This is a genomic window from Agrobacterium rubi TR3 = NBRC 13261 (assembly GCF_000739935.1).
In the GTDB taxonomy this organism is placed as follows: domain Bacteria; phylum Pseudomonadota; class Alphaproteobacteria; order Rhizobiales; family Rhizobiaceae; genus Agrobacterium; species Agrobacterium rubi.
The window spans coordinates 78,645-101,525 of sequence record NZ_BBJU01000007.1 but is presented as its reverse complement, the minus strand read 5'-3'; the positions used below and the strand labels follow the sequence as shown (position 1 = coordinate 101,525).

Here is a 22,881-nt window from a genome sequence, read left to right as displayed (position 1 = left end):
TGTGCACTGTGAGTGTGCGTTTTCAAGTCAATTCTCCTGTATATATTGGCACTTACCCTCAACCGGGTCGGATAAACGCGCTGGGATATGATCCAAATTCGCGACTGGGAATGCTAAAGTTCGGGAATCTAAACCACGCAAAACCATTGGAAATTCGCCACAAGACGAGATCGTAGGACACATAGTGACGAGACGCCCCGGTCAAAATTCTGGCTTTAACGTTGCGTAAAACGCAACATAATCTGACAATAAGCGTCATTGAACGAACGCTAGGCATGACGTTTCCTGAGTGAAGAACAAGAGCCGGGCACCGCATCTCGAAATCGCGGCAGTTCGGCCAGCATGTCATGACAGGGGAACGAAATGGTGCCTGAGGCCGCGAGAGTGGCCGGGAAGCTGCGCGTCTGCGCATCCGTCAGGTCGACGCCTTCGTCATGTCCGAAAGATCGAAATTCACCAACGCTTCGCAAGCGTTGCGCTTTTGCATCCTCTCGACGCCGCACAGCTATAAAAAGGAACAGCTATGGAAACGAAATCGATCAATCCCTGGAATTGGCAGGAAGGCTTCGGCTTTGCGCACGCGACCGAAGTCAGTGGAATGTCACGGGTGCTTACCCTGTCTGGTCAATGCGCGACCGGCCCGGACGGCGCACCGCAGCATCTGGGTGACATGAAGGGCCAGCTCAAGCTCGTCCTCGAAAATCTCGGCAAGGTTCTGGCTGATGCTGGCATGACCTACGCCAATGTTGCGGGCATCCGCGTCTACACGACCGATATCGATGCCACCCTGGCCAATTGGGGCGAGGTCGTCGGACCGTTCAATGCCCTCGGTCACAAGCCAGCAAGCACGCTCGTTCAGGTCTCGCGACTATTCACGCCTGATCTTCTAGTCGAAATCGAAGCAACGGCTTACGCGTAAAGGAGATTTCCCATGCTACGTGGCATTCATCACCCCTCCATCACCACTGGTGATCTCGATCGTGCACTGACCTTCTACAAGGACAAGCTCGGTTTTACGGAAGTCTTTTCCTTTGGCTGGGAAGCCGGAACCGACATGGCAGCCTTTGCGGGGCAGATCACGACGATCCCCGATTCCACCGCACGCGCTGCCGTTTTGAAGGCTGGCAATGCGTTTCTGGAAATCTTCGAATACACCCTGCCAGCATCCGAACGCATGGATGACCGTGGCTTGTCGCAGCGTGGATATTCCCACATCTGCTTCGACAGCGACGATGTGATTGCCGATCACGCCCGCCTTTCGGCAGATGGCGTGGTCTTCAATTCCGAACCGATCGATGTCGGCCCGATGCGCGTCTGCTACTGCCGCGACCCGGATGGCAATTTCGTTGAACTGCAGCAGATCACCGACCCATCCAGCGACCTCGTTTTGACCTCGGTCGCGGGTTGACGGCATAGAGACGACACAAGCAGTTTTCAAAAATAATAAAGGGAACGAACTCATGTCACGCAAGATTATGACGGCCTTGATATTGGCCGGGGGCCTGATGGCCGGTTCTGCAAGCGCCGCCGACCTGCGCATTGCGCTCGCCGATGACCCGGATGCACTGGACCCGGTATCCAACGCTGCCTCCACGGGCATTTCGGTTCTGTCGACCATGTGCGAGCGGCTGCTCTATACCGATGCCAAACTCAACATTCTGCCAGGCCTCGCCGAACGCTGGGAGTGGTCGGATGACGCCCTGTCGCTGACGTTGCATCTGGCAAAGGACGTCAAGTTTCAGGACGGAACGCCGTTCGATTCCGCTGCCGTCAAGATCAATCTCGACCGCGCCCGCAAGCCCGGCACGCAGCGTTATTCCGACCTGACCAGCATCTCCTCCATCGAAACGCCCGATCCACAGACGGTCGTCATAAAAGTAGCGCAGCCAGCCGCCCAGCTTTTGGGAACACTGGCCGAGCGTAACGGCATGTATTTCTCGCCCAAAGCCTTGGAGCGTGAAGGCGCCAATGTCGGTCGTGCACCCGTCTGCGTCGGCCCTTACAAGTTCGTCAGCCGCGTTGCGCAGGACCGCATCACTCTGGAGAAAGACCCGAACTATCGCTTTGCCAAGGATTATTCCTTTGATCGCGTGATCTTCCGCATCATTCCGGCTGACAGCGTGCGTTTGGCCAACCTTCAGTCTGGCGATGTCGATATGATCGAAAAGCTCGATCCTGCTTTGGCCGATACAGTCAAGTCAGACGATAGCTTGGCGATGATCCAGAATTTTGCCGCCAATTCCCAAGCGCTGATGTTCAACCTTGAACGCAAGGGCCCGATGCAGGACCCCCGCGTTCGCCACGCGCTGGAACTTTCGCTGGATAAACAGGCCATCGTGGATGCGGTTTTTGCCGGTTACTACAAGGCAGCCAACCAGTTCGCCAGCCCGGATTCGCCGTTCTACAACACGGATTTTCCTATTCCGGCCCGCGATGTTGCCGCAGCCAAGAAACTCTTGGATGAGGCGGGTGTGAAGCAGCCCGTGCCCTTCACCATGCTGGTGCCGAACAGACCGTTGTCCGTGCGCGTCGGTGAACTCATTCAGGCCATGACGGTCGAGGCTGGTTTCGATACCAAACTCAACGTTGTCGATTTCGCGACCACACTGAAGCTGACCGCCGATGGCGATTTCGAATCCTGGGGCCCGATCGGCCAGCAATCCGCCAACGATCTGGACACATTGGCCGTGCCGGTTCTGTCCAGCAAGGGTGGACGAAACGTCGGCAAATACAACGACCCGGAAATGGATCGCCTTCTCGATGCCACCCGTGCAGCCGTCGATCCGAAGGAACGCATCGCGCTGTTCAAGCAGGCTCAGGCCCTCGTCGCAAAGGACCTGCCGGTAATCTACCTCTACCATCAGGCACCGATCTTCGCGTTGAAGGCCAGCCTGAAGGGCGTGACCCTGACGGGCGATGGTTTCCCGATTTTGCGTGGCGCCAAGATCGAAGGGTAATCTACCTCTCACATCTCAAGGGCGGCTAATCGAGGCCGCCCTACCTAACCTACCCACTGCTGGTTTCCACACGGACGTTCCGTAATTTGGGACGCTGGCAGAATGACAGATGGTTCGCTCAGCCACACGAACTGGTTCAAAGCCGGACCATCGACAGACAGGAAGAACAAAATGGTTTCAGTCACATCCAAGATTCCATCCGGCAGCGGCGAGATCGTCTCTGCAACCGATCACCGCGATATCCGCCTGCGCCTGAAGAAAGACCCCGGCGATGTGTTTCTCGGCTGGTACCATTTCCGCGTCAGCGGCGCGCAGGGCAAGGACTGCCGTTTCAGTTTTGAGAATGCCAATGAGACGCTGGGCTGGCGTCTGGCAAACCGCGAAGACTACGAAAATATGTGGCAGAACACCGGGCCGGTCGCCAGTTATGACGGCACGACCTGGTTTCGACTGCGTGGCGATTACGACGGCGAAATCTACAGCTTCAAGCACACGCCGGAACACGACATCTGCTATTACGCCTTCTGGGCACCCTATGAGCCCGCCCGCGAACTTGCCTTCATCTCCAAGGCCCAGACTTCCGATCTCGTTTCACTGACGACCATCGGGGAGAGCGTTCAGGGTCGCCCCATCGATATGCTGACGATCGGCACACCGGGACCGGGCAAGCCCTCCTGCTGGATCATTTCACGCCAGCACTCCTGCGAAACCCAGGGCGGTTACTTCGTCGAGGGCATTGTCGACAGATTGCTCGACGAAACAGATCCGACGGCCCGTGCGCTGCTGTCCTCTGCGGTTTTCTACGTCGTGCACAACTGCAATCCCGATGGCTCGGCTCTTGGTCTGACACGCAGCAACGCAGTGGGCGCCAATCTCAATCGTGAATGGACGTCGCCATCGCTGGAGAAATCCCCGGAGATTTTCCATCTTCGCAACAAGATGGAAGAAATCGGCGTCGATTTCTGCCTCGACTGCCATGCCGACAAGGAACTGCGCTGCAACTTCATCTGGCCATCGGAAAACGTACCGACATGGAAGCCGGAGCGTCGTGATATCTTCACGCAATTCGAAAACGCCTGGGCCGCAGCCTCGCCGGACTACGAGCTTGGTCATCCCTATCCGGGCGGTTGCCCCACCGAGCCGGATCTCGGCATGGGCTGGAACTGGATCGGAAACCGCTTCCCCCACGCGCTCTCCGTCTTGTTGGAGCAGCCCTACAAGGACGTAACGGAGTTTCCGATGCCGGAAACCGGCTGGTCGCCAGAGCGCGCCTATGGCTTTGGCCGTTCCCTGCCTGAAGCGCTGCGCGCCGTTGTCGGAAATCTCAACGTAAGTTCCTGAAAACATCAACGACACGTCGTCTAATCACCATGCGCGTGTCCGTCAAACCAGCACAGATGTTTCGTCCCGCCTTCGGAACACATCTTACGCACGACTATATTTCGGAGAATGACATGATACAAAACAAGAGATCGCGCGTGAACTGGCGGGGTTATCTGCCTGCCATCACCACTCCCTTCAAAGACGACCTTTCTCTTGATGAGGCGGGCCTTGGCGTTCTCCTGGAATGGCTGCATGGCGAGGGCATGCATGGGCTGGTTCTGGCTGGCACCACGGGCGAATGGACCAGCATGTCCAAGATGGAACGCGCGCGCCTGTTCGAAAAAACCGGTGAGCAGATGCGCGGCAAACTTCCTCTGATCGCGGGCTGCTCCAGCTTCACCGCGCAGGAAAGCATCGAATTTGCGGCCTTTGCCAAGAGCGCCGGCTTCGATGGGATCTTGCTCACACCACCGCCTTATGTGCGCCCGAACGCGGATGAAATCGTGGATTTCTACACCACCGTTGGAGCCGCATCCGAACTGCCGATCTGCGTCTACAATTGGCCGCCCGGCACCGGCATCGACATGCCGCTATCGCTGCTGGAACGTCTGGCCGATATCGATGCCGTCGTCGCGATCAAACAATCGACGCCGGACTTTTCACGCTTTGCCGAAACCTTCTTTGCCCTGAAAGACAAAGTCCGCGTCTTCGGCTTCCCGATGAATGAACTCGGCCTCACGATGCTTTCTGTGCATGATGGAGACGGTACGATGGGCGCTGGCGGCGTTCTCGGACGCGCGCAGACTGGTTTCTACGACAATCTCTGGGCAGGCGATTTGGAAGCTGCGCGGGCCTGCGGTTTGAAGGACCGAGTGCTGATGAAGGAATGGTACACACCAGACCTGATCGGGCGCTTCGGCTCCGGCCCTGCCATTCTCAAAGCCGCGCTGAATGCCCGTGGCTTGCCTGGTGGACGCGTCCGCCCGCCTTTGCGCGATGTCAGTGATGTTCATCGTGAACAGATTGCAAAGACTCTCAAAGACCTCGGCATGATGTGACGCAACGCGTGAAGCCACTGCTAAGCGATGGCTTCACGCGTGATTCAGCAGATTACCAAGTCTGACGAAGCGTTGCGTAGATCGCACGGCCTGGATTGTAATAAACCCCGCCAGTGTCCTGACTTGCGACATGTTTTTCGTCGAACAGATTGCTGGCATTGAGCTGAAGCGTTGTGTTCTCCTTGATCTTGTAGGTAAAGGCCGCATCGAACACGACCGCACTATCCGAAGCTATGGTGTTCTGGATGTTGGTGAAGTAGCTGTCGGAATATCGAGCGCCTACGCCAAAGGTCATATCGCCGAGTGCGCCCTCACCTTCCAGCGTGTACGTTGTCCAAATGGAAGCCACGTGCTTTGGGACGCGCATGAGGCGGTTACCATCATTTGCGCCACCCGGCTCTTCGATCTTGGAGTCGATATAGCTGTAGGCCGCGATCAGGTTGATGGTGTTCGTCAGTTCCGCCTTGGCTTCCAGTTCAATACCACGGTGGCGAACCTTTTCGACCGAATCTGGCAGATACGTCACGCTGTCATAGACGGTGATGTTTCCCTTTGTCAGGTCATAGAGCGATGCGGTGAACAAGGCTGGAAAAGCGTCCGGCTGGTACTTTACGCCAACTTCATACTGCTTGCCGGTGGTGGGTTCTGTTCCGACACCGGGAGGGGCTGCGGACTCAGCGTAGCTTGCAAAGGCAGCGAATTCCTGGGTGATTTTATAGCTGAGTCCGACCTTTTTGCTGAATTCGCTGTTGGCACTGGACGTCGAGGCGCCAGACGCCAACTCTGTTTGACTGAGATCGAGCCAATCGTTCCGCAGACCTAAGCTTACAATAAGCCTGTCCTGGTAAGTCACATCCTGCTGAAGGTAAATTGCCCTGGTTGTTTGATCGTTTCCATTCCCAGGGGTAAGCCCAACGTTCGGGCCGCCGGTGTAAACGGGATTTGCGGAGTCAATTGGAGACGGGCCGTTCGGCACATACAGGCTCGCCTCTTCCGACTTGAAGTTATTGTATTCGACGCCAAGAAGCGTGCGGCTTTCGATGTCGTCGAAGTTTCGCTCATAGACGAGGTTCGCATCGATGACGAATTGTTCTGACGATTTGTCGCTGCCAAAAAAGTAACGATCCGTCAGGTTTGGAAAACCCACTGTCGGGTTCTGTAGATATGCACTGCCAAATCCGGTATTCGTTTTGCTGTAGCGTGCTTTGGAACCGAAGCTCAGCCCATCTCCGAAATCATGATCGAACATCAGGCTATAGGTGTTGCGGTTGGTGTTGTTGAAATAATAATCTGGCTCACCGAAGAATTTGCTTCTGTCGAAATCCGTACCGAAAGGCTGTCCGCCGCTCCCCGGTACCCCATCCTTGTTCAGATGATCGAACACAAAAGATAGGCTCGTCACATCCGTGGGCCGCCATGTCAGGCCGCCCATGACGAACTTCTCATTGTCCTTCGAGTAGTCGTATTCGGCATCCGCATCCTGAAACTTCCCGGTGAGGCGATAGGACAGCGTATCGTCTTGCGTGATGTTGTCACCAAAATCCAGTCCAACCTCTTTATGGTCGAACGAACCGCCGGTGACGTAAGCTTCACCAAAGCGCTCGCTTTTCGGCAACTTGGTGACATAATTCACGGCGCCACCGGGCTCAGCGGATCCGAAGCTGCTGGAGCTTGTCCCTTTCAGGACTTCGATACGCTCGAAAGCATAAGGCTCTTCACGAACACCACCGAATGTCCTGCCAATGGCCAGTCCGTCCCGATAGGTATACGGTGTAAAGCCGCGGATATCGAAGAAGTCCCAGCGATCATCCGAACCATAAAAATCAGTAACCACCCCTGCCGTGTACTGCACGACCTGCTCGACGCTTGTGGCTGCACGTTCTTTGATTTCTTTTGCAGTGATGACGGAAACTGAAGCCGGTGTTGTCAGCACTTCACTTGGCATCTTTCCAGCGCCAGTCGTCTGTTTGGCTACGATTGATCTCTCGTTATCATCGCCACCCGATCCATCCACCACGATTGTTTCAAGAACAGTGCCGCCTGCAGCGCCCGCTTCCTGCGCCAGTATCTGCAAAGGCGTCAGCGCTACAAGTGCCGTGCATCCCAACAGGATAGCCTTGTTATAATGGCGCCGTGGCTGGCCCGAATTTGCGCTCTTCGTCTCAATCTTCATGATCACATTCCAGACGTGGTGTTGCTGTCGCTGGCAATCTCGGTAGAACACCGGTGCCCCATGGCGGAGGTGATAACTTGAGGGAGATTATCCGGTATTGTACAATTCCACGGTTTTGGAGAAAACCACGGAAACTTCCACACTCCGTGTGGCGCCACCACCACATCAGCCTTGACCGCATGGCATGAAGCTGAGAAACGAACTCAACTTTAATTTCGGAGAGTGTCGCCCATGCTGCGCTTCATCAGCGCTTTTGCGCCGATCATCGCTATCATCCTGTCGTTTGCCGCATTGTCAGCGGCGCAAGCTGCCGATGAGACGACCTATCCGCTCGTCATCAAACACGCTTTGGGCACAGCAACGATTGAAAGGAAACCTGAACGGATCGCCACCGTCGCATGGGCCAATCACGAGGTGCCGTTGGCTCTCGGCATCGTGCCAGTCGGTTTTGCTGCGGCCAATTTCGGGGACGATGACGGCGATGGCCTCCTGCCATGGGTAGCTGAACGGTTGAAAGCGCTTGGTGCGGAAAAGCCTGTGCTGTTCGACGAAGGCGACGGCATCGATTTCGAAGCCGTCGCCGCTACGAAACCCGACGTTATCCTGGCCGCCTATTCTGGCATGAGCCAGGCGGATTACGACACGCTGAGCCAGATCGCACCCGTCATCGCCTATCCGCAATCGGCATGGGCAACAGACTGGCGTGACATGATCCGCTTCAACAGCGCCGGTCTTGGCATGTCCGCTGAGGGTGAGGCGTTGATCAAGCGCACGGAAGGTGAGATTGCGCAGGTGGTCGCCGGTTACCCCCAATTGAAGGGGAAATCCGCCATGTTCGTCACCCATCTGGATGCGACCAACCTCAGCACCGTCAATTTCTACACCGCCAACGATACTCGCGTGAAGTTTTTCGCAGACCTGGGTCTGACATCGCCCAAAAGCGTCCAGGAAGCCTCAAAGCAGGGACAGTTCGCGTCCAGTCTCAGCGCAGAGCGCGTGGATTCGTTCGATGATGTCGACATCATCGTGACCTATGGCGGCCAGCCATTGCTGGATGCGGTGGAGGCTGATCCGCTCTTGTCCAAAATGCCTGCCGTCCAGAACAAATCAATCGTCATGCTGGGCCGAAACCCGCTTGGCACAGCAGCAAACCCGACGCCGCTGTCCATTTCATGGGTTTTGAAGGATTATGCGGCGTTGCTGGCTAAAGCAGCAGAAAAATCCTCTGGACCGCGCTGATGACGTTCAGACGCCACAGGAACCGGACGCCAACTGGAGTGAGGGTGCGATCCAACGGCGCCCGCTCGCTCTGGCTTCTGGCCGTGATGGCGATGCTTTTCCTGCTGTGTGTGCTATCCGTTGCCATCGGCACAAGAGACGTCGGCTGGAATGATATCCTGGCAGCCGTGGGCGGCCAAACCGATAATATCGGTCAGGCTGCTGTCGTCGTTCGTATTCCCCGCACGCTCCTTGCCGTGGTTGCTGGCGCCGCGCTGGGCTTATCCGGCGCCATCATGCAAGGTGTCACACGCAATCCTCTTGCAGACCCCGGAATATTGGGCGTGAACATGGGCGCGTCGCTTGCGGTGGTGATCGGCGTCGCGTGGTTCAACATCGCCTCGGCCAACGCATTTATCTGGACGGCAATAGCCGGTGCGGGGTGTTCGGCCGTTTTCGTTTATACGATCGGCTCGCTGGGTCGCGGTGGTGCGACGCCGTTGAAACTAGCGCTGGCGGGCGCGGCAACCTCCGTAGCGTTCTCGTCGCTGGTTATCGCGGTCGTTCTGCCGAGAAACGACATTGCCGGGGGCATCCGCTCATGGCAGATCGGCGGCGTTGGTGGCGCGACATTCGATCGTATCTCGCATGTCCTGCCGTTTCTGGCTGTCGGTTTTTTCATCAGCATGCTGTCGGCGCGAAAACTCAACTCTTTGGCTTTGGGGGACGACCTAGCGGCAGGCCTTGGTGAGCGCGTGGCTATAGCCCGTGCGTTCTCCGCACTTGGTGCAATCCTGCTCTGTGGCGCAACGACGGCGGTGTGTGGACCCATCGGCTTTTTAGGGCTTGTCGTGCCGCATCTCTGTCGCTTGCTGGTGGGGGTCGATCACCGCTGGCTCCTGCCGTTTTCGGCGCTGGCGGGTGCTGGCCTGTTGCTCGCGGCAGACATTGTCGGACGCATCATCTCGCGCCCGTCCGAACTCGATGTGGGAATCGTCACCGCGCTCATCGGTGCGCCGTTCTTCATCTGGGTCGTCAGACGCCAGCGGGTGCGCGAGCTATGACGATGCTGGCACCAATTGTTCACTCCATCGTGGAAAGCCGCAACAAGCATGGGCGCAAACGTCTGCGTGTAATGGCCGTTCTTGTTACGTTTCTCGTTGCGATCTTTTCGCTCACGCTTGTGCTCGGCCAATCCTTCACGCGACCGGCAGACGTCATAAGCGTTTTGCTGGGCGAGGATGTTGCCGGCGCAAGCTTTACTGTGGGGCAGTTGCGCTTGCCACGTGCTCTGCTGTCCATTCTGGCGGGCTTAAGCTTTGGGCTTGGCGGCGTCGCCTTTCAGATCATGCTGCGCAATCCACTGGCGAGCCCGGATATTATCGGCATCAGTTCGGGTGCGAGCGCGGCGGCGGTGTTTGCCATCGTCGTGCTATCGCTGAAAGGCCCCATTGTTTCAGTCTTTGCTGTGATTGCTGGCCTTGGCGTCGCTCTGTCGGTCTATGGACTGTCGTCCCGTAATGGCGTTGCCGGAACGCGGCTCATCCTCGTCGGCATCGGCGTTTCTGCCATGCTGGAAAGCATTATCGCCTATATTTTGTCGACAGCCCCTGCCTGGAACCTGCAAGAAGCCATGCGGTGGCTGACGGGCAGCGTCAACGGCGCGCAGCTCTCGCAAGTCCTGCCGCTGCTGCTGGGGCTCATCGTTTTCGGAAGCTTGTTGCTAAGCCGCCAGCGGGACCTCGAAGCATTACGACTTGGGGATGACACGGCTGCCGCGTTGGGCGTGCGCGTTGGCGTTACCCGCGTGCTCGTTATCATTGCTGCCGTCGGCATGATTGCCTTTGCAACGGCCATCACCGGGCCGATTGCCTTCGTTGCGTTTCTCTCAGGGCCGATTGCAGCGCGTATCGTCGGCTCGCACGGCTCACTGCTGGTCCCCGCCGCCTTGGTCGGCGCATTGTTGGTACTCGCAGGAGATTACGCGGGGCAGTTCCTGCTCCCCAGCCGCTACCCCGTGGGTGTGGTCACCGGCGCGCTCGGTGCACCCTATCTCATCTTCCTGATCATACGCGCCAACCGGAGCGGAGGCTCGCTTTGACCGCCCATTCCCTTGAAGTCAGCCAACTGTCCGCCGGTTATGGTGACCGGCTCATTCTGGAAGACCTCGACCTCACCATACCCTCGGGCAAGATCACCGTCATTGTCGGGGCCAATGCATGCGGTAAATCCACGCTGTTGCGCACCATGTCGCGGCTTCTTTCGCCAAAACTCGGCCATGTGTTGCTGGACGGAAAGTCGATCCATAGCATAGCGCCCAAAAAGCTGGCGCGGACACTGGGGCTCCTGCCGCAATCCCCCATCGCGCCCGAGGGCATCACGGTGGCGGACCTCGTCAGCCGCGGCAGGCATCCGCACCAAGGCTTGCTCTCCCGCTGGACACGAGAGGATGACGACGCCGTGGCCGCAGCACTCGAGGCCACAAAGACTTTCGAACTTGCCGAGCGACCGGTGGACGAGCTTTCCGGCGGCCAACGGCAACGCGTCTGGATTGCGATGGCGCTTGCGCAGCAAACAGAACTCTTGCTGTTGGATGAGCCCACGACGTTTCTGGACATCAGCCATCAGGTGGAGGTTCTCGACCTACTGACCGACCTGAACCACAGCCGCGGCACGACCATCGTCATGGTTCTGCACGATCTTAATCTGGCAGCACGTTACGCCGATTATCTCGTCGCCATGGCAGCAGGGCGTCTGCATGTGATGGGCACGCCTGAGGAGGTGTTGACGCAAGACAACATCCGTACCGTCTTCGGCCTGGAAAGCCGGATCATCCCCGACCCGACATCGGGCAGGCCCATGATGCTTCCCATTGGCCGTCACCGCATGACATCGGGCGATCAGGTTTAGTCAGTGCCTCTGTCAAAAAACTGTCATCCATGCCGGGCATTTTGCACACCAGTTTTGCAAAATGAATAGGACGCCTGCCATGGCAAATTTTTCCGTGTATTTCCCGTTGTTTCGCTCGGCCATGCTGGCCTCTGTGGCCGCCATCGGCCTGACGAGCCATGCGCAGGCTTTCGATACCACAGAGCCAACCGGCATCGGTTACAGCGTCTCGATCACAGAGCCCTCGGTTCAATATCCGCTCCCCATTACGGAAAACTATCGCAACCAGACGGGAAAGAACGCCAAGGGCGAAGATGTCAGAGCCTATGACGACCAAGACAATCCGATCATAAAAATCCTGTCCGGCTTCAACCACATCTGGAGCCTTGGTGACGACGCATGGGCTAATGGTGGCGCCAATGGCGACGGCCCGACCAATTTCAGCAAGGCTAAGGCCGTGAATCCGGATATATGGGCGGAAAACATGCGTTACGTGGTTTCCGTCACCGGAAAGAACCGCACCAAAGCGCAAGCGCTGGATGCCTATCTCAACGACAGGCGCTCGCAAGGCTACAGCGTAATCGAGGGTATGGGTCCGCTGGCGCCGTGGTACCGCGAAGGCGCTTGCGCGACGACCACCATCAATCACACGCTTCAGGATTTCGACCCGAACGAGATCATCACCAAGAAGGAAGATGACAAGGGCACCGAAGCGGGCTCCGTGGACTCTCAGCTCAAAAATTTCGTGGCCTTCATAAAACGCATGCGCGGTCCCGAAGCGACGACCAACCCGGCCAAATATTTCTATATGTCGCCGCGACCATGGCGCATGACCGCCAAGGGTGACGTCGTTGAAACCGGCAAAGAGACCATTGGTGACAAGACATTCGAGCAATATGAAACAGAACCGGATGTGACGGTGCCAGCGTTGCGGTATGTTCGGGAAAATCGCGGACGTCAGAAGGATGGCGGTTTTCCGAGCGGCCACACAAATGCTGCCTACCTCTCGGCCATCGCCTATGCCTATGCGGTGCCGGAGCGTTTCTCCGAGTTGCTGACCAGTGCCTCAGCGCTTGGCGAAAGCCGCATCGTGGCTGGCATGCATTCGCCGCTGGATGTGATGGGTGGACGTATCGCAGCAACCGCTATGGCCGCTGCCATGCTGCAAGACCCCGACATGGCCAGCACCAAAAAGGCCGCATTCGATGACGTGCAGGCCTATTTCAAAAGCCGCCTGCCGCAAGGACAAACACTGCAAGCCTTTGCCCACGGCACTGATCTATCCTCTGACCAATTTGCCGATGAGACCGCCAACAAAGCTGCGTATCGTCAACGGATGACTTATTCGTTCAGCCGCGACCCTGCTGCACCAACCTCCGCAATGGTCGTGCCCAAAGGTGCGGAAGTCTTGTTGGAAACACGCCTGCCTTATCTCAGCGCTGCGCAGCGACGCGCCGTTCTGTTTTCGACCGGCATCGAATCTGGCTATCCCTTGCTGGATGACAGCAATGGGTGGGGTCGCATCAACCTCGTGGCAGCTGCGGCAGGTTACGGATCGTTTGATGGTGACGTAGAAGTGGCTATGGATGCGTCGGCTGGCGGGTTCAGTGCGCAAGACCGCTGGACAAACGATATTGCGGGACCTGGTCGCCTGGTGAAAACCGGAACCGGCGCCTTGGAGCTCAACGGTGCAAACAGCTATTCTGGCGGCACCGTTGTCAATGATGGAACGCTCAACGTCTCCTCCAAGACAGCCCTTGGAACCGGTAGCGTGCTGGTTTCAGGCGGTACACTTCAGCTTTCAGCAGTTGGCGGCGTGGACGTTGGTGGAAACTACAGCCAGACAGGCGGGACACTGTCTCTTGGCGCGAAAAATGGTCCATTGCACATCAATGGCAAAGCCGTGCTCGACAAGGCGGCTCTTCAGCTAACCTTCGGGGACAAAGCACCCGAAGCGGGCTCGAAATTCGAGGTCTTGACGGCAGATGGTCTCAATGGCTCATTTGCGGCGATCGAAGCCAACGGCGTGAAGGTAAGGCCAGTCTACACCGGCACTACGCTTTCCGTGATCATCGAATAATCAAACTTAACCCTCCAGGTCGGCGCGGGCTCTAAAAAGCCTGCGCCCCTTCACAACGATCCCGACTTGCGCTAGAAGCCGCAACCAATCCGGTCGCAGCCCACCCGGTCAAAACAAGGGATCTCATCTATGAAGACTATCGTCATCTGCTCTGGCGGATTGGACTCCGTTTCGCTTGCGCACAAAATTGCAAGCGAACATGAACTGCTCGCACTCGTGTCCTTCGACTACGGGCAGCGTCATAAGAAAGAACTGGACTTCGCAGCCCGTTGCGCAACCCGCCTTGGCGTTCCCCATCACATCATCGATATCCGCACAATCGGTGCCCATCTGACCGGCTCGGCTTTGACGGATAATGTCGAGGTGCCGGATGGCCATTATGCGGAAGAAACGATGCGCTCCACCGTCGTTCCCAACCGCAATGCCATCATGCTCACCATCGCGTTCGGCCTGGCCGCAGCCCAGCAGGCCGATGCCGTTGCGATTGCCGTGCATGGCGGCGACCATTTCATCTACCCGGATTGCCGTCCCGGCTTCATCGACAGTTTCAACGACATGCAGCGCCACGCCCTGGAAGGTTACGCCAGCGTCAAGCTCTACGCACCTTATGTCACCGGTTCCAAAGCGGACATCGTCACGGATGGCGCCAAGCACGAAACGCCGTTTGCAGAGACATGGTCCTGCTACAAGGGCGGCATGCGCCACTGCGGGCGCTGTGGTACCTGCGTAGAACGTCGTGAAGCGTTTCAACTGGCCGGGGTCGATGACCTCACCGATTACGAGGACCCGGATTTCTGGATCGCGGCCACCAGTGCCTATGCGGCGCAGGCGGTGAAGTAATGTACCGTATTACCAAGGAATTCCATTTTTCGGCGTCCCATCAGCTGAAAAGCCTGCCCGCAGACCATCAATGCGCGCGGCTGCACGGCCACAATTACATCGTTGAAGTCGAGCTTTCAGGGCAAGAGCTGAACGAGCACGGCTTCGTGCGCGACTATCAGGAACTCGCACCGCTGAAGCATTATATCGATGACCGTTTCGACCACCGTCATCTCAATGATGTTATGGGACATGACAGAGTAACGGCCGAGTGTCTTGCCAAGCACTTTTATGACTGGTGCAAAGAGCGCCTGCCGGAAACGAGCGCCGTCCGCGTCAGCGAAACTTCCAAGACCTGGGCCGAGTACCGCCCGCAGCCAAAGCCATGAACACGCAAAAAGAAGCGCCTGTTCGCATCAGTGAGATTTTCGGCCCGACCATTCAGGGCGAAGGCCTTCTGATCGGCCTTCCCACCGTCTTCGTACGCACTGGCGGATGCGATTATCGCTGCTCATGGTGCGACACGCTACATGCTGTCGAAAGCAAGTACCGGGAGGACTGGACGCCGATGTCGGCCGAAGAAATCTGGCAGGAGGTCAAACGCCTATCCGGTGGAAAGCCGCTCACCGTCTCTCTATCGGGTGGAAATCCGGCCATCCAGCCACTTGGGCCTCTCATCGCGAAAGGTCACGGCGAAGGATATCGCTTTGCGCTCGAGACTCAGGGCAGCCTTGCGAAAGACTGGTTTGCGGATCTCGACTATCTGGTTCTAAGCCCCAAGCCACCTTCAAGCGGTATGCAGACGGACTGGCCAGCCTTTGAAAGCTGTCTCACAGCGGCAGGAAGTGGACCACAACTCGCGCTCAAAATCGTGGTTTTTGACGATGTGGACTATGCCTATGCCAAGGACGCGCATCGGCGTTATCCGCAGCTGCCGGTCTATCTTCAACCCGGCAACCACACACCACCACCGCCCGAGGACGACGATGCCGTGGTTGATATCGATGGTGTGATGGAGCGCATGTTGTGGCTGGTGGAAAAGGTGAACGCGGATCGATGGTTCGACGTGCGGGTTCTTCCGCAATTGCATGTTCTCTTGTGGGGAAACAAACGCGGCGTGTAGAGACCCTTTCAGTATTTCAGGCCTACCCTTTGCGGATGAGGAACCGATGACCGTTGGACGTCGGCACGGTCTCCAGCAAATCGTGGCCGTCCTCCCTGCACATATGGGCAATATCGATCACGGCGAGATCATCGGTGGTTTCCACCCAAAGCGTATCGCCTGCACCCATCATCGATAGTTTTTTACGGCTTTTCAAAACAGGAAGGGGGCATTTCAGCCCCCTTAGATCGTAGATAACAGGATTGCTACCCGTCATTCCTTGGACCAGAATTTCCAGAATGGCTTCTTCTGGGCATCCTCAGCTGGCGATGGTGCGGAGAAGGCCAGTGGGTTGACGGCCGGAACAGGCACGCTTTGCGCAACAGCAGTCGACTGGGCAGGAGCCGCAGGTGCCGCCGCCACCATGACGGTCGGTGCGACGCGGTCGGCATTGGGCTGTTGTGTTCCACGCGTTGCAGCCGTGGTCGCGCCCGGGTTGGATGCAGACGCCATGGCCGTCGCGGCCTGGCCAGAAATTCCCTTGGCCGCCTTCTTTTCCATCAGCGCGACGAATTCGGTTTCCTTCATCAGCCTGCCGGCTTTGAGAGCAGAACCCGTTGGTGCGTAAGCAGGCTCACGGCCCTTACGCTTTGCCGCCACGATCGCCTTGCGCTCCGCTTCACTCGGATCGTACCAGACCATACCGTCGAGCTTTTTCGTCGCCTTGGAATAGGCGACATCATAGGTCTTGGCATAGCTTTGAAGAGCGCTGGCGAGAGCAGGCGGCGTGCTCATCTTCGGGCAGGCAGCGGATGCGTTGAACTGTCCACCTTCTGCCTGCTGGTTGAACACATACTTCTTTTCGCAGACATTGACGTCCGGTGGGCGCTTGGTGACTTCGAAGTTGTCGTAGCCAACCTTCAGCATCTTCCAGAATTCGTAATGCTCGCTGTTGCGATGACGCGCCATGTTTTCCGCGTTCATGCGGAACGGCAACGCCTGAAGCTGCACCGTTTTCTGGCCACCCTTGAAGGCATCACGCGCAAAACCGTAAATTTCCAGCACCTGCGCGTCGGTCATGGAATAACAACCCGACGACGAGCAGGCACCGTGGATCATCAGATTGGTGCCGTTGCGGCCATTCGCTTGGTCATAGCGGTTGGGGAAACCGGTATTGATCGCGAGGTAATAATTGGAATTCGGGTTGAGATGCCCCGGCGTCAGATTATAGAAACCTTCAGGCGCCTGACGGTCGCCTTCCTTGACCTTGGGGCCGAGCTTTCCAGACCATGCACAAATGTCGTAGGACGCGATGACCTCGAAGCGATTGTCGCGACGGGCTTTCCAGATTTCGAGCTTACCTTCTTCCTTGAAAATACGGATCATGATCGGCGCATTGCGATCCATATTTTTCTTGTCCATCTCAGCGAGAATGGACGGAGAAAGCGGGTAATCAACCTTGTTCTTGACATGCGAGACGTCCCGCTCGACGGTCTCGAGCGTTTCGTTACAGCCTGTAAGCATCAGAGCCGTACAGGCGAGAAGCAAAATATGTCTCAAACGCATGGCGTTTCACCGATTTGCAGAAGGTGAAAAGGTGGTAAAATAAATCCGGCGTGAATACAAGTCCGCGGGCTTGTGATCGCCCCTCTCATTGCGGCAGAGATATCTGTATCAGCACTCATGATGTCATCGGATTTATTGATTAAACTTCGAACTTTATAGCTTACAAAGCCTTAAAATATCCCTACTTGGCTTTCGAGGGATGCGCCTTGCGGCAAAGCCGAACTCCTCTATATTCGCCGGTATGATTGATCTCGTTACGACCTATTGGCCGCACATTCTGGCAACCTTGTCTGTCATCATGGGCGCCACCGCAGCCATCCACGCAACCATGACGAAGCAGGAAGTCCGAACCGCCTTGGGCTGGGTCGGTGTTATCGTGCTGTCACCGGTGGTGGGTGCCGTGATCTATGCGATTGCCGGGATCAATCGTATCCGTCGCAGTTCACTCGGTCAGCAGCGTTCCCTGATGCACGGCACGATCATGGATCGTGTCGCCCGTTTCGATGCGAGCGACGATGTCGTCATTGCACGGTTCGGGCGGCGTTTTGCAGCCATGAAGACCGTGGGGGACCGGGTCACTCGTAACGCGCTGACCACCGGTAACACGATCGAGCCGCTCGCAAATGGCGACATTGCATACGCCGCGATGCTGGAAGCAATCGACAATGCACGGCGCTCAATCATCCTCGAAACCTATATTTTCGATCAGGATCGAATTGGGAGCCGATTTGTCGACGCCTTGACACAGGCGCAAAATCGGGGCGTCGAGGTCCGGGTGTTGATCGATGCGGTGGGCGCACGTTACTCTGTGCCGAGCATTCTGCCGGGCCTCAAGGAAGCGGGCATCAACGCCAGTGTCTTTAACGGCAATGTCATCATGGGACTGCGTTTGCCCTATGCGAATTTGAGAACGCACCGCAAAATTCTTGTGGTCGATGGGCGTACGGCATTCACCGGTGGCATGAATATTCGCGAAGGATTCGCTGCGGAATTTTCCGGCGATCATCAATCGCGTGATACGCACTTCAAGGTCAAAGGCCCGCTGGTTGCTGATCTTTTCACCGTTGCTGCCGAAGACTGGCGTTTCACCACCGGCGAATTGCTGGATGGACCAATGTGGGACGTGACGCTGCCGCAAGGCAAACCCGGCTCTCCGGTGCTGGCGCGCGTGGTGGCGTCCGGTCCCGACAACAGCATCGAGACCAGTCACAAACTGCTGATGGGGGCTTTTTCCATCGCGCGCTCGTCCATCCGCATCGTGTCACCTTATTTTCTTCCCGACCGAGAGCTCATATCGGCGTTGACCACGGCGGCAAGGCGTGGGGTGCAGGTCGATATCATTGTGCCTGCCAACAACAATCTGATGTTGGTCGACAGAGCGATGACGGCACAGTTCGATCAGATGTTGAAAAGCTATTGCCGCATCTGGCGTGCGACCGGTCCCTTCAACCATTCCAAACTGCTGGTGATCGATGACCGCTGGTCCTATGTCGGCTCATCCAATCTCGATCCACGCTCATTAAGATTGAACTTTGAGGTGGACATAGAAGTTATCGATGAGGGCTTCGCAAAAGCGGTCTCGTCGCGCATACATGACGCCATGCAAAATGCCGAACCGGTAGAGCTCGAAGCATTGCGGGCAAGACCCTTTGCATTGCGGCTTGTCGAACGCATTTTGTGGTTGGCGTCTCCCTATCTATGAGGGGCACAATAGAAGCATTGCAGGGCGTTCTTTTGAGATTGAGGAAGTGAATGTCACTGGTGCCAGATAAAAAGTCGAGACGGACCAAACAGGAAAGCCTCCCCTCTTTCATCGTCACGTCCTTTCGCAATCGCAAGAATGGCGGCAGCAAAACCGATCCCTGCGGTGAAGCCAAGCTGCCGATCATCGCCTCCTACAATGTCCACAAATGCGTCGGACGAGACCGTAGATTCGACCCTGATCGCATCAGCCACGTCATCCAGGAAATCGGCGCTGACATCATCGCCTTACAAGAAGCCGACAGCCGGTTTGGTGAGCGCACGGGGCTGCTCGACCTTCTCAGGCTGGAGCGGGAGTGCGGGCTGTCGCCGGTTCCGATCACCGCTGGCGCCAAGGCGCATGGCTGGCATGGCAATGTCGTGCTTTTCAAGGAAGGGGCTGTGCGCGATGTCCACCCCTTGAAACTGCCTGGACTGGAGCCCCGCGGGGCGCTGGTGGTGGAACTGGACCTAAAGCAGGGCGGAACGCTGCGCGTCATTGCAGCCCATTTCGGCCTTTTACGACATTCCCGCGCGCAACAGGCAAGAGCATTGGTCGATCTGCTAAACACACGAGACGAACAGCCAACCGTGCTGTTAGGCGACCTCAACGAATGGCGGCTCGGCAACGGCTCGTCGCTGAACACCTTCCGCGACGCCTTTGGAACTCTGCCACCCGCCGTTCCGAGCTTTCCCTCTGGCCTGCCGGTGCTGGCGCTGGACCGTATCATCTCAAATCGCGAGGGCTTGATCGATAATGTGACAGCGCATGAGAGTGCATTGTCACGCATTGCATCTGATCACCTGCCATTGAAGGCGACGATCCGCACCGACATACTCACCGCCTAAATTAGGGAGGCGGATGCGAAACGCACCCGCCTTGATCCCATCATCGCAGCAAGGCCTGCGCTTCCTCAATACCCAGAGCGGCTGGCTGGGCGCACGTGGTCGTCAGCTCGATGAAGCGGCCTTCCTCACCGGATTTCAGAATCGATGTCATAACATCGATCCCGTGCAGCGAACGGTCCAGCGAGCAACGCGCGTCGCGTCCCTCTGTTAACGCAATGGCCATGTCAGCGAGGCCCGCAGTTCGGTAATTGGCGCGCGCACCATTCGGACTTTCCTGATTGGCAATGCCGAAAGGATGATCCCAATTTTCGAGCGGCTTAATGTCCTTATCGCGACCACTGGCCTCGACCACACCGCCGAAGAAATTCGGGTCCGGCACGTAGATCGAGCCTTCCGTGCCGTATAGCTCCATATTGGCATGGCGGTGTGACCACACATCCCAGCTTGCTGACAGGGTGATCGTCGCGCCGTTCACGAACTCCAGAAGAGCGTGGATATTGGTGGGCGTTTCCACAGGAATGACCTGACCGTTCAGAGGCTGGCTGGTCACAGTCCGGGTGGGATTTGCCATCGACGTCAGGGCACCGACACGTTTGACCGGGCCGATGAGGTTGATGAGGTTGGCGATGTAGTAAGGACCGAGATCGAGGATTGGGCCACCGCCTTCTAAGAAGAAGAAGCCGGGATTGGGGTGCCACATTTCCATGCCGGGGCTCATGACATGGCATGTGCCCGAGGTAATGCGACCGACGCCGCCTTCATCGATATATTTGCGCGCCAGCTGATGCGCGCCGCCTAGAAACGTATCGGGCGCACAACCGACAGCGAGGTTCTTTTCAGTCGCCAGACGCCGCAGTTCCTCGCCCTCCTCCAGTGTCAGCACCAGAGGCTTTTCCGAATAGACGTGCTTGCCGGCTTCGAGGATGGATTTCGAAACGGAAAAATGTGCCGCAGGAATGGTGAGGTTGACCACCACATCGATGTCATCGTTTTGCAGCAGTTCTTCGATGGACTGCGCTTTGACACCATATTCTTCGGCTCGCAGTTCGGCGGCACTGCGGTTAAGGTCGGCGCAGGCCAGAACTTTCAGGCCTCTAAAGAGAGGCGAGAGCGAAAAATAGGTGGTTGAAATATTGCCGCATCCGATGATGCCGACGCCAAGGTCATTGGCCATATCTGTAACTCCAGCTGTCGCTATTAATAGGTGTTGAAGGCTGCGATGGAACGCGTGATGAGACGATCAGCATCCTTGGCATTATCGTGCTCAACGACATAATATTTGACGGCCGTCTTCTTCAGCACATCAACCAGTCCCTTCCAATCCACCGTGCCGTGGCCGACATCTGCCCAGCCGTCCTCATCGGTATTTTCACCCGTCGGCGCGATATCCTTCACATGCACCGCAGTGATACGGCTGGCATAGCGCTCGATCCATTCGAAGGGATCGGCCTTGCCGCGGATGATCCATGCGATATCCGCTTCCCATTCCAGCTCCGGCCCACCGGCAAAGATTTGCTCTTGCGGTGTGGAGCCGTCATCGAGCTTTACGAACTCGAAATCATGGTTGTGCCAGCCAAACGACAGTCCGGCATCGCGGAACGGCTTGGCGATCTCCTGAAGCCGCTTGCCGAATGCCAGCCAACCGGCTGCATCGCTTGGGCGCTGATCGGGCATGAGATGCGGGCAATAGATCGCTTCAACGCCGAGAATTTTGGCGATGTTCAACGCTGTCTGAGGTTCTTTCTCCAGCATATCGAGACCGAAATGGCCGGTCGGCATGGTCAGATTGTTGGCATCGAGATCGCTGCGCAAAGCCTTCAAGGCTACGTCATCCATGCTGCCGTAGATGCCACCGAAACCTTCGACATGCGCGTAGCCTGCCGCCGAAAGTTTCTTGAAGATATCGGACAGCGGCGGGAAATTGCGGGCGCTGTAAAGCTGAAAACCAAGTTTCGTCATATGTCTCTCCTGACATTGGGCCTGACATTGGGATTGTGGCCGGTGGAATGGTGTGTGTTCAGATGCGATCTTCGCTTGCCGCATCAAAAAGCGAAGCCATGGACATATCGAAGGCCAGCTTGACCTTCGTTCCGGGCGCAAAACGGCGGTGCCCGCCAACACGCACGGAGAGCGTGTGACCGGCAAGCTTGAGCCAGATGAGGTTATCGGCACCCATTGGCTCTTCGATATCCACAACGGCATCATGGATTTCACCACCGGTGATATCGCTATCAACCCGCACATGTTCCGGGCGCACACCCAGAACTGCTGGGGTGCCTGGTGTCAACGTCGATGAGGCTTCGTATCCGTCCAGCGTGAAGCTGACGCCATGGGTGGTAAATGCGACCTTGCCGTCTTTTGCTTCCAACTCCCCATGCAGGAAGTTCATGGACGGCGAACCGATGAAGCCCGCGACAAACAGGTTCTTCGGTTTGTTGTAGATCGAGACAGGATCATCCAATTGCTGGATGACACCGCTTTTCATGATCGCGATGCGGTCCGCCAGCGTCAGAGCCTCGATCTGGTCATGCGTCACGTAGATCATTGTGTTTTTCAGCGACTGGTGAAGCCGCTTGATTTCCACACGCAGTTCCGAGCGCAGTTTCGCATCGAGGTTGGACAGCGGCTCATCGAACAGAAAGACATCTACATCACGCACCAGTGCGCGCCCGATGGCCACACGTTGACGCTGACCGCCGGACAGTTCTGCCGGTTTGCGCTTTAAAAGCGGTTCGATCTGAAGAATACCGGCGGCACGTTTCACGCGCTTGTCGATTTCATCCTTCGGTATCTTGGCAACCTGCAAACCGAAGGAAAGGTTCTTTTCCACCGTCATCTGCGGGTAGAGCGCGTAGGATTGAAACACCATACCGATGCCGCGATCTTTCGGCTCTTCCCAGGTGACGTTGCGGTCCTTGATGAAGATCTGCCCTTCCGTCGGTTCCAGAAGCCCGGCGATGCAGTTGAGCAATGTGGATTTTCCGCAGCCGGACGACCCGAGAAGAACCAGAAACTCGCCTTCGTAAATATCAAGATTGAGGTCAGAGAGTACGTTGACTGCACCGAAGGACAGAGACAGGTCGCGAATGGAGACGCTTTTATTCATG

21 protein-coding genes are annotated in these 22,881 nt (G+C 57.0%); 15 read left to right on the top strand and 6 right to left on the bottom strand.

The window, feature by feature from the left end:
- The first annotated feature begins 523 nt into the window (after window positions 1–523).
- The 5 genes from RRU01S_RS05025 to RRU01S_RS05005 all read left to right on the top strand — a co-directional run bounded on the left by RRU01S_RS05025 (window position 524) and on the right by RRU01S_RS05005 (window position 5,338).
- A complete protein-coding gene (locus RRU01S_RS05025; protein ID WP_045229161.1) occupies window positions 524–919 on the top strand; it encodes a RidA family protein in 396 nt (131 codons plus the stop codon).
- A gap of 12 nt (window positions 920–931) precedes the next feature.
- The gene (locus RRU01S_RS05020) at window positions 932–1,408 is read left to right on the top strand and encodes a VOC family protein (RefSeq protein ID WP_045229160.1); all 477 of its coding nucleotides are present in this window, start codon (window positions 932–934) and stop codon (window positions 1,406–1,408) included.
- Between the two features lie 52 nt (window positions 1,409–1,460).
- Window positions 1,461–2,957, top strand: coding sequence for an ABC transporter substrate-binding protein (locus RRU01S_RS05015; protein ID WP_045229159.1), 1,497 nt, complete (start codon window positions 1,461–1,463; stop codon window positions 2,955–2,957).
- A 171-nt stretch (window positions 2,958–3,128) separates the two neighbouring features.
- Complete coding sequence (locus RRU01S_RS05010) at window positions 3,129–4,298, top strand: M14 family metallopeptidase (protein ID WP_045229604.1); 1,170 nt, start codon at window positions 3,129–3,131, stop codon at window positions 4,296–4,298.
- A 113-nt stretch (window positions 4,299–4,411) separates the two neighbouring features.
- On the top strand, window positions 4,412–5,338 hold the full coding sequence (locus RRU01S_RS05005; RefSeq protein ID WP_045229603.1) for a dihydrodipicolinate synthase family protein: 927 nt from the start codon (window positions 4,412–4,414) through the stop codon (window positions 5,336–5,338).
- 52 nt (window positions 5,339–5,390) lie between these two features.
- Here RRU01S_RS05005 and RRU01S_RS05000 read toward each other — a convergent pair whose 3' ends face one another.
- Complete coding sequence (locus RRU01S_RS05000) at window positions 5,391–7,511, bottom strand: TonB-dependent siderophore receptor (RefSeq protein WP_045229158.1); 2,121 nt, start codon at window positions 7,509–7,511, stop codon at window positions 5,391–5,393.
- Between the two features lie 231 nt (window positions 7,512–7,742).
- Between RRU01S_RS05000 and RRU01S_RS04995 the strand changes: the two genes are divergently transcribed.
- The 8 genes from RRU01S_RS04995 (at window position 7,743) to queE (ending at window position 15,640) form a co-directional block, all read left to right on the top strand.
- Complete coding sequence (locus RRU01S_RS04995) at window positions 7,743–8,750, top strand: iron-siderophore ABC transporter substrate-binding protein (RefSeq protein WP_045229157.1); 1,008 nt, start codon at window positions 7,743–7,745, stop codon at window positions 8,748–8,750.
- A complete protein-coding gene (locus RRU01S_RS04990) occupies window positions 8,750–9,793 on the top strand; it encodes a FecCD family ABC transporter permease (protein ID WP_045229156.1) in 1,044 nt (347 codons plus the stop codon). Before RRU01S_RS04995 ends, RRU01S_RS04990 begins: the two co-directional genes overlap by 1 nt.
- Before the next feature lie 2 nt (window positions 9,794–9,795).
- Complete coding sequence (locus tag RRU01S_RS04985; RefSeq protein WP_412674277.1) at window positions 9,796–10,830, top strand: FecCD family ABC transporter permease; 1,035 nt, start codon at window positions 9,796–9,798, stop codon at window positions 10,828–10,830.
- Complete coding sequence (locus RRU01S_RS04980) at window positions 10,827–11,639, top strand: ABC transporter ATP-binding protein (protein WP_045229154.1); 813 nt, start codon at window positions 10,827–10,829, stop codon at window positions 11,637–11,639. Before RRU01S_RS04985 ends, RRU01S_RS04980 begins: the two co-directional genes overlap by 4 nt.
- Window positions 11,640–11,718: 79 nt before the next feature.
- A complete protein-coding gene (locus tag RRU01S_RS04975; protein ID WP_045229153.1) occupies window positions 11,719–13,698 on the top strand; it encodes an acid phosphatase in 1,980 nt (659 codons plus the stop codon).
- Between the two features lie 129 nt (window positions 13,699–13,827).
- The gene (gene queC, locus RRU01S_RS04970; RefSeq protein WP_045229152.1) at window positions 13,828–14,538 is read left to right on the top strand and encodes a 7-cyano-7-deazaguanine synthase QueC; all 711 of its coding nucleotides are present in this window, start codon (window positions 13,828–13,830) and stop codon (window positions 14,536–14,538) included.
- Complete coding sequence (gene queD, locus RRU01S_RS04965) at window positions 14,538–14,906, top strand: 6-carboxytetrahydropterin synthase QueD (protein WP_045229151.1); 369 nt, start codon at window positions 14,538–14,540, stop codon at window positions 14,904–14,906. Before queC ends, queD begins: the two co-directional genes overlap by 1 nt.
- Window positions 14,903–15,640, top strand: coding sequence for a 7-carboxy-7-deazaguanine synthase QueE (gene queE, locus RRU01S_RS04960; RefSeq protein WP_045229150.1), 738 nt, complete (start codon window positions 14,903–14,905; stop codon window positions 15,638–15,640). The genes queD and queE overlap by 4 nt, the downstream gene beginning before the upstream one ends.
- Before the next feature lie 22 nt (window positions 15,641–15,662).
- Here queE and RRU01S_RS04955 read toward each other — a convergent pair whose 3' ends face one another.
- On the bottom strand, window positions 15,663–15,896 hold the full coding sequence (locus tag RRU01S_RS04955) for a sulfurtransferase TusA family protein (protein WP_045229149.1): 234 nt from the start codon (window positions 15,894–15,896) through the stop codon (window positions 15,663–15,665).
- The gene (locus tag RRU01S_RS04950; RefSeq protein ID WP_045229148.1) at window positions 15,893–17,185 is read right to left on the bottom strand and encodes a L,D-transpeptidase family protein; all 1,293 of its coding nucleotides are present in this window, start codon (window positions 17,183–17,185) and stop codon (window positions 15,893–15,895) included. The genes RRU01S_RS04955 and RRU01S_RS04950 overlap by 4 nt, the downstream gene beginning before the upstream one ends.
- Before the next feature lie 241 nt (window positions 17,186–17,426).
- Between RRU01S_RS04950 and cls the strand changes: the two genes are divergently transcribed.
- On the top strand, window positions 17,427–18,887 hold the full coding sequence (cls, locus tag RRU01S_RS04945; RefSeq protein ID WP_045229602.1) for a cardiolipin synthase: 1,461 nt from the start codon (window positions 17,427–17,429) through the stop codon (window positions 18,885–18,887).
- Between the two features lie 50 nt (window positions 18,888–18,937).
- Window positions 18,938–19,774: an endonuclease/exonuclease/phosphatase family protein gene (locus RRU01S_RS04940; protein WP_045229147.1), complete on the top strand. Its 837-nt coding sequence runs from the start codon at window positions 18,938–18,940 to the stop codon at window positions 19,772–19,774.
- A gap of 40 nt (window positions 19,775–19,814) precedes the next feature.
- On the opposite strand, the gene RRU01S_RS04935 is transcribed toward RRU01S_RS04940, so the two are convergent.
- From RRU01S_RS04935 to RRU01S_RS04925, 3 genes are read right to left on the bottom strand one after another with little or no spacing between them, the layout of a single operon-like run.
- Entirely contained in the window at window positions 19,815–20,948 is a 1,134-nt protein-coding gene (locus RRU01S_RS04935) for a Gfo/Idh/MocA family protein (RefSeq protein ID WP_045229146.1), read from the bottom strand.
- Window positions 20,949–20,971: 23 nt separating this feature from the next.
- Window positions 20,972–21,733: a sugar phosphate isomerase/epimerase family protein gene (locus RRU01S_RS04930; protein WP_045229145.1), complete on the bottom strand. Its 762-nt coding sequence runs from the start codon at window positions 21,731–21,733 to the stop codon at window positions 20,972–20,974.
- Window positions 21,734–21,791: 58 nt separating this feature from the next.
- Window positions 21,792–22,880 carry an ABC transporter ATP-binding protein gene (locus RRU01S_RS04925; RefSeq protein ID WP_045229144.1) on the bottom strand — a complete coding sequence of 363 codons (1,089 nt, stop codon included), beginning with the start codon at window positions 22,878–22,880 and terminating at the stop codon, window positions 21,792–21,794.
- Between the last annotated feature and the right edge of the window lies 1 nt (window position 22,881).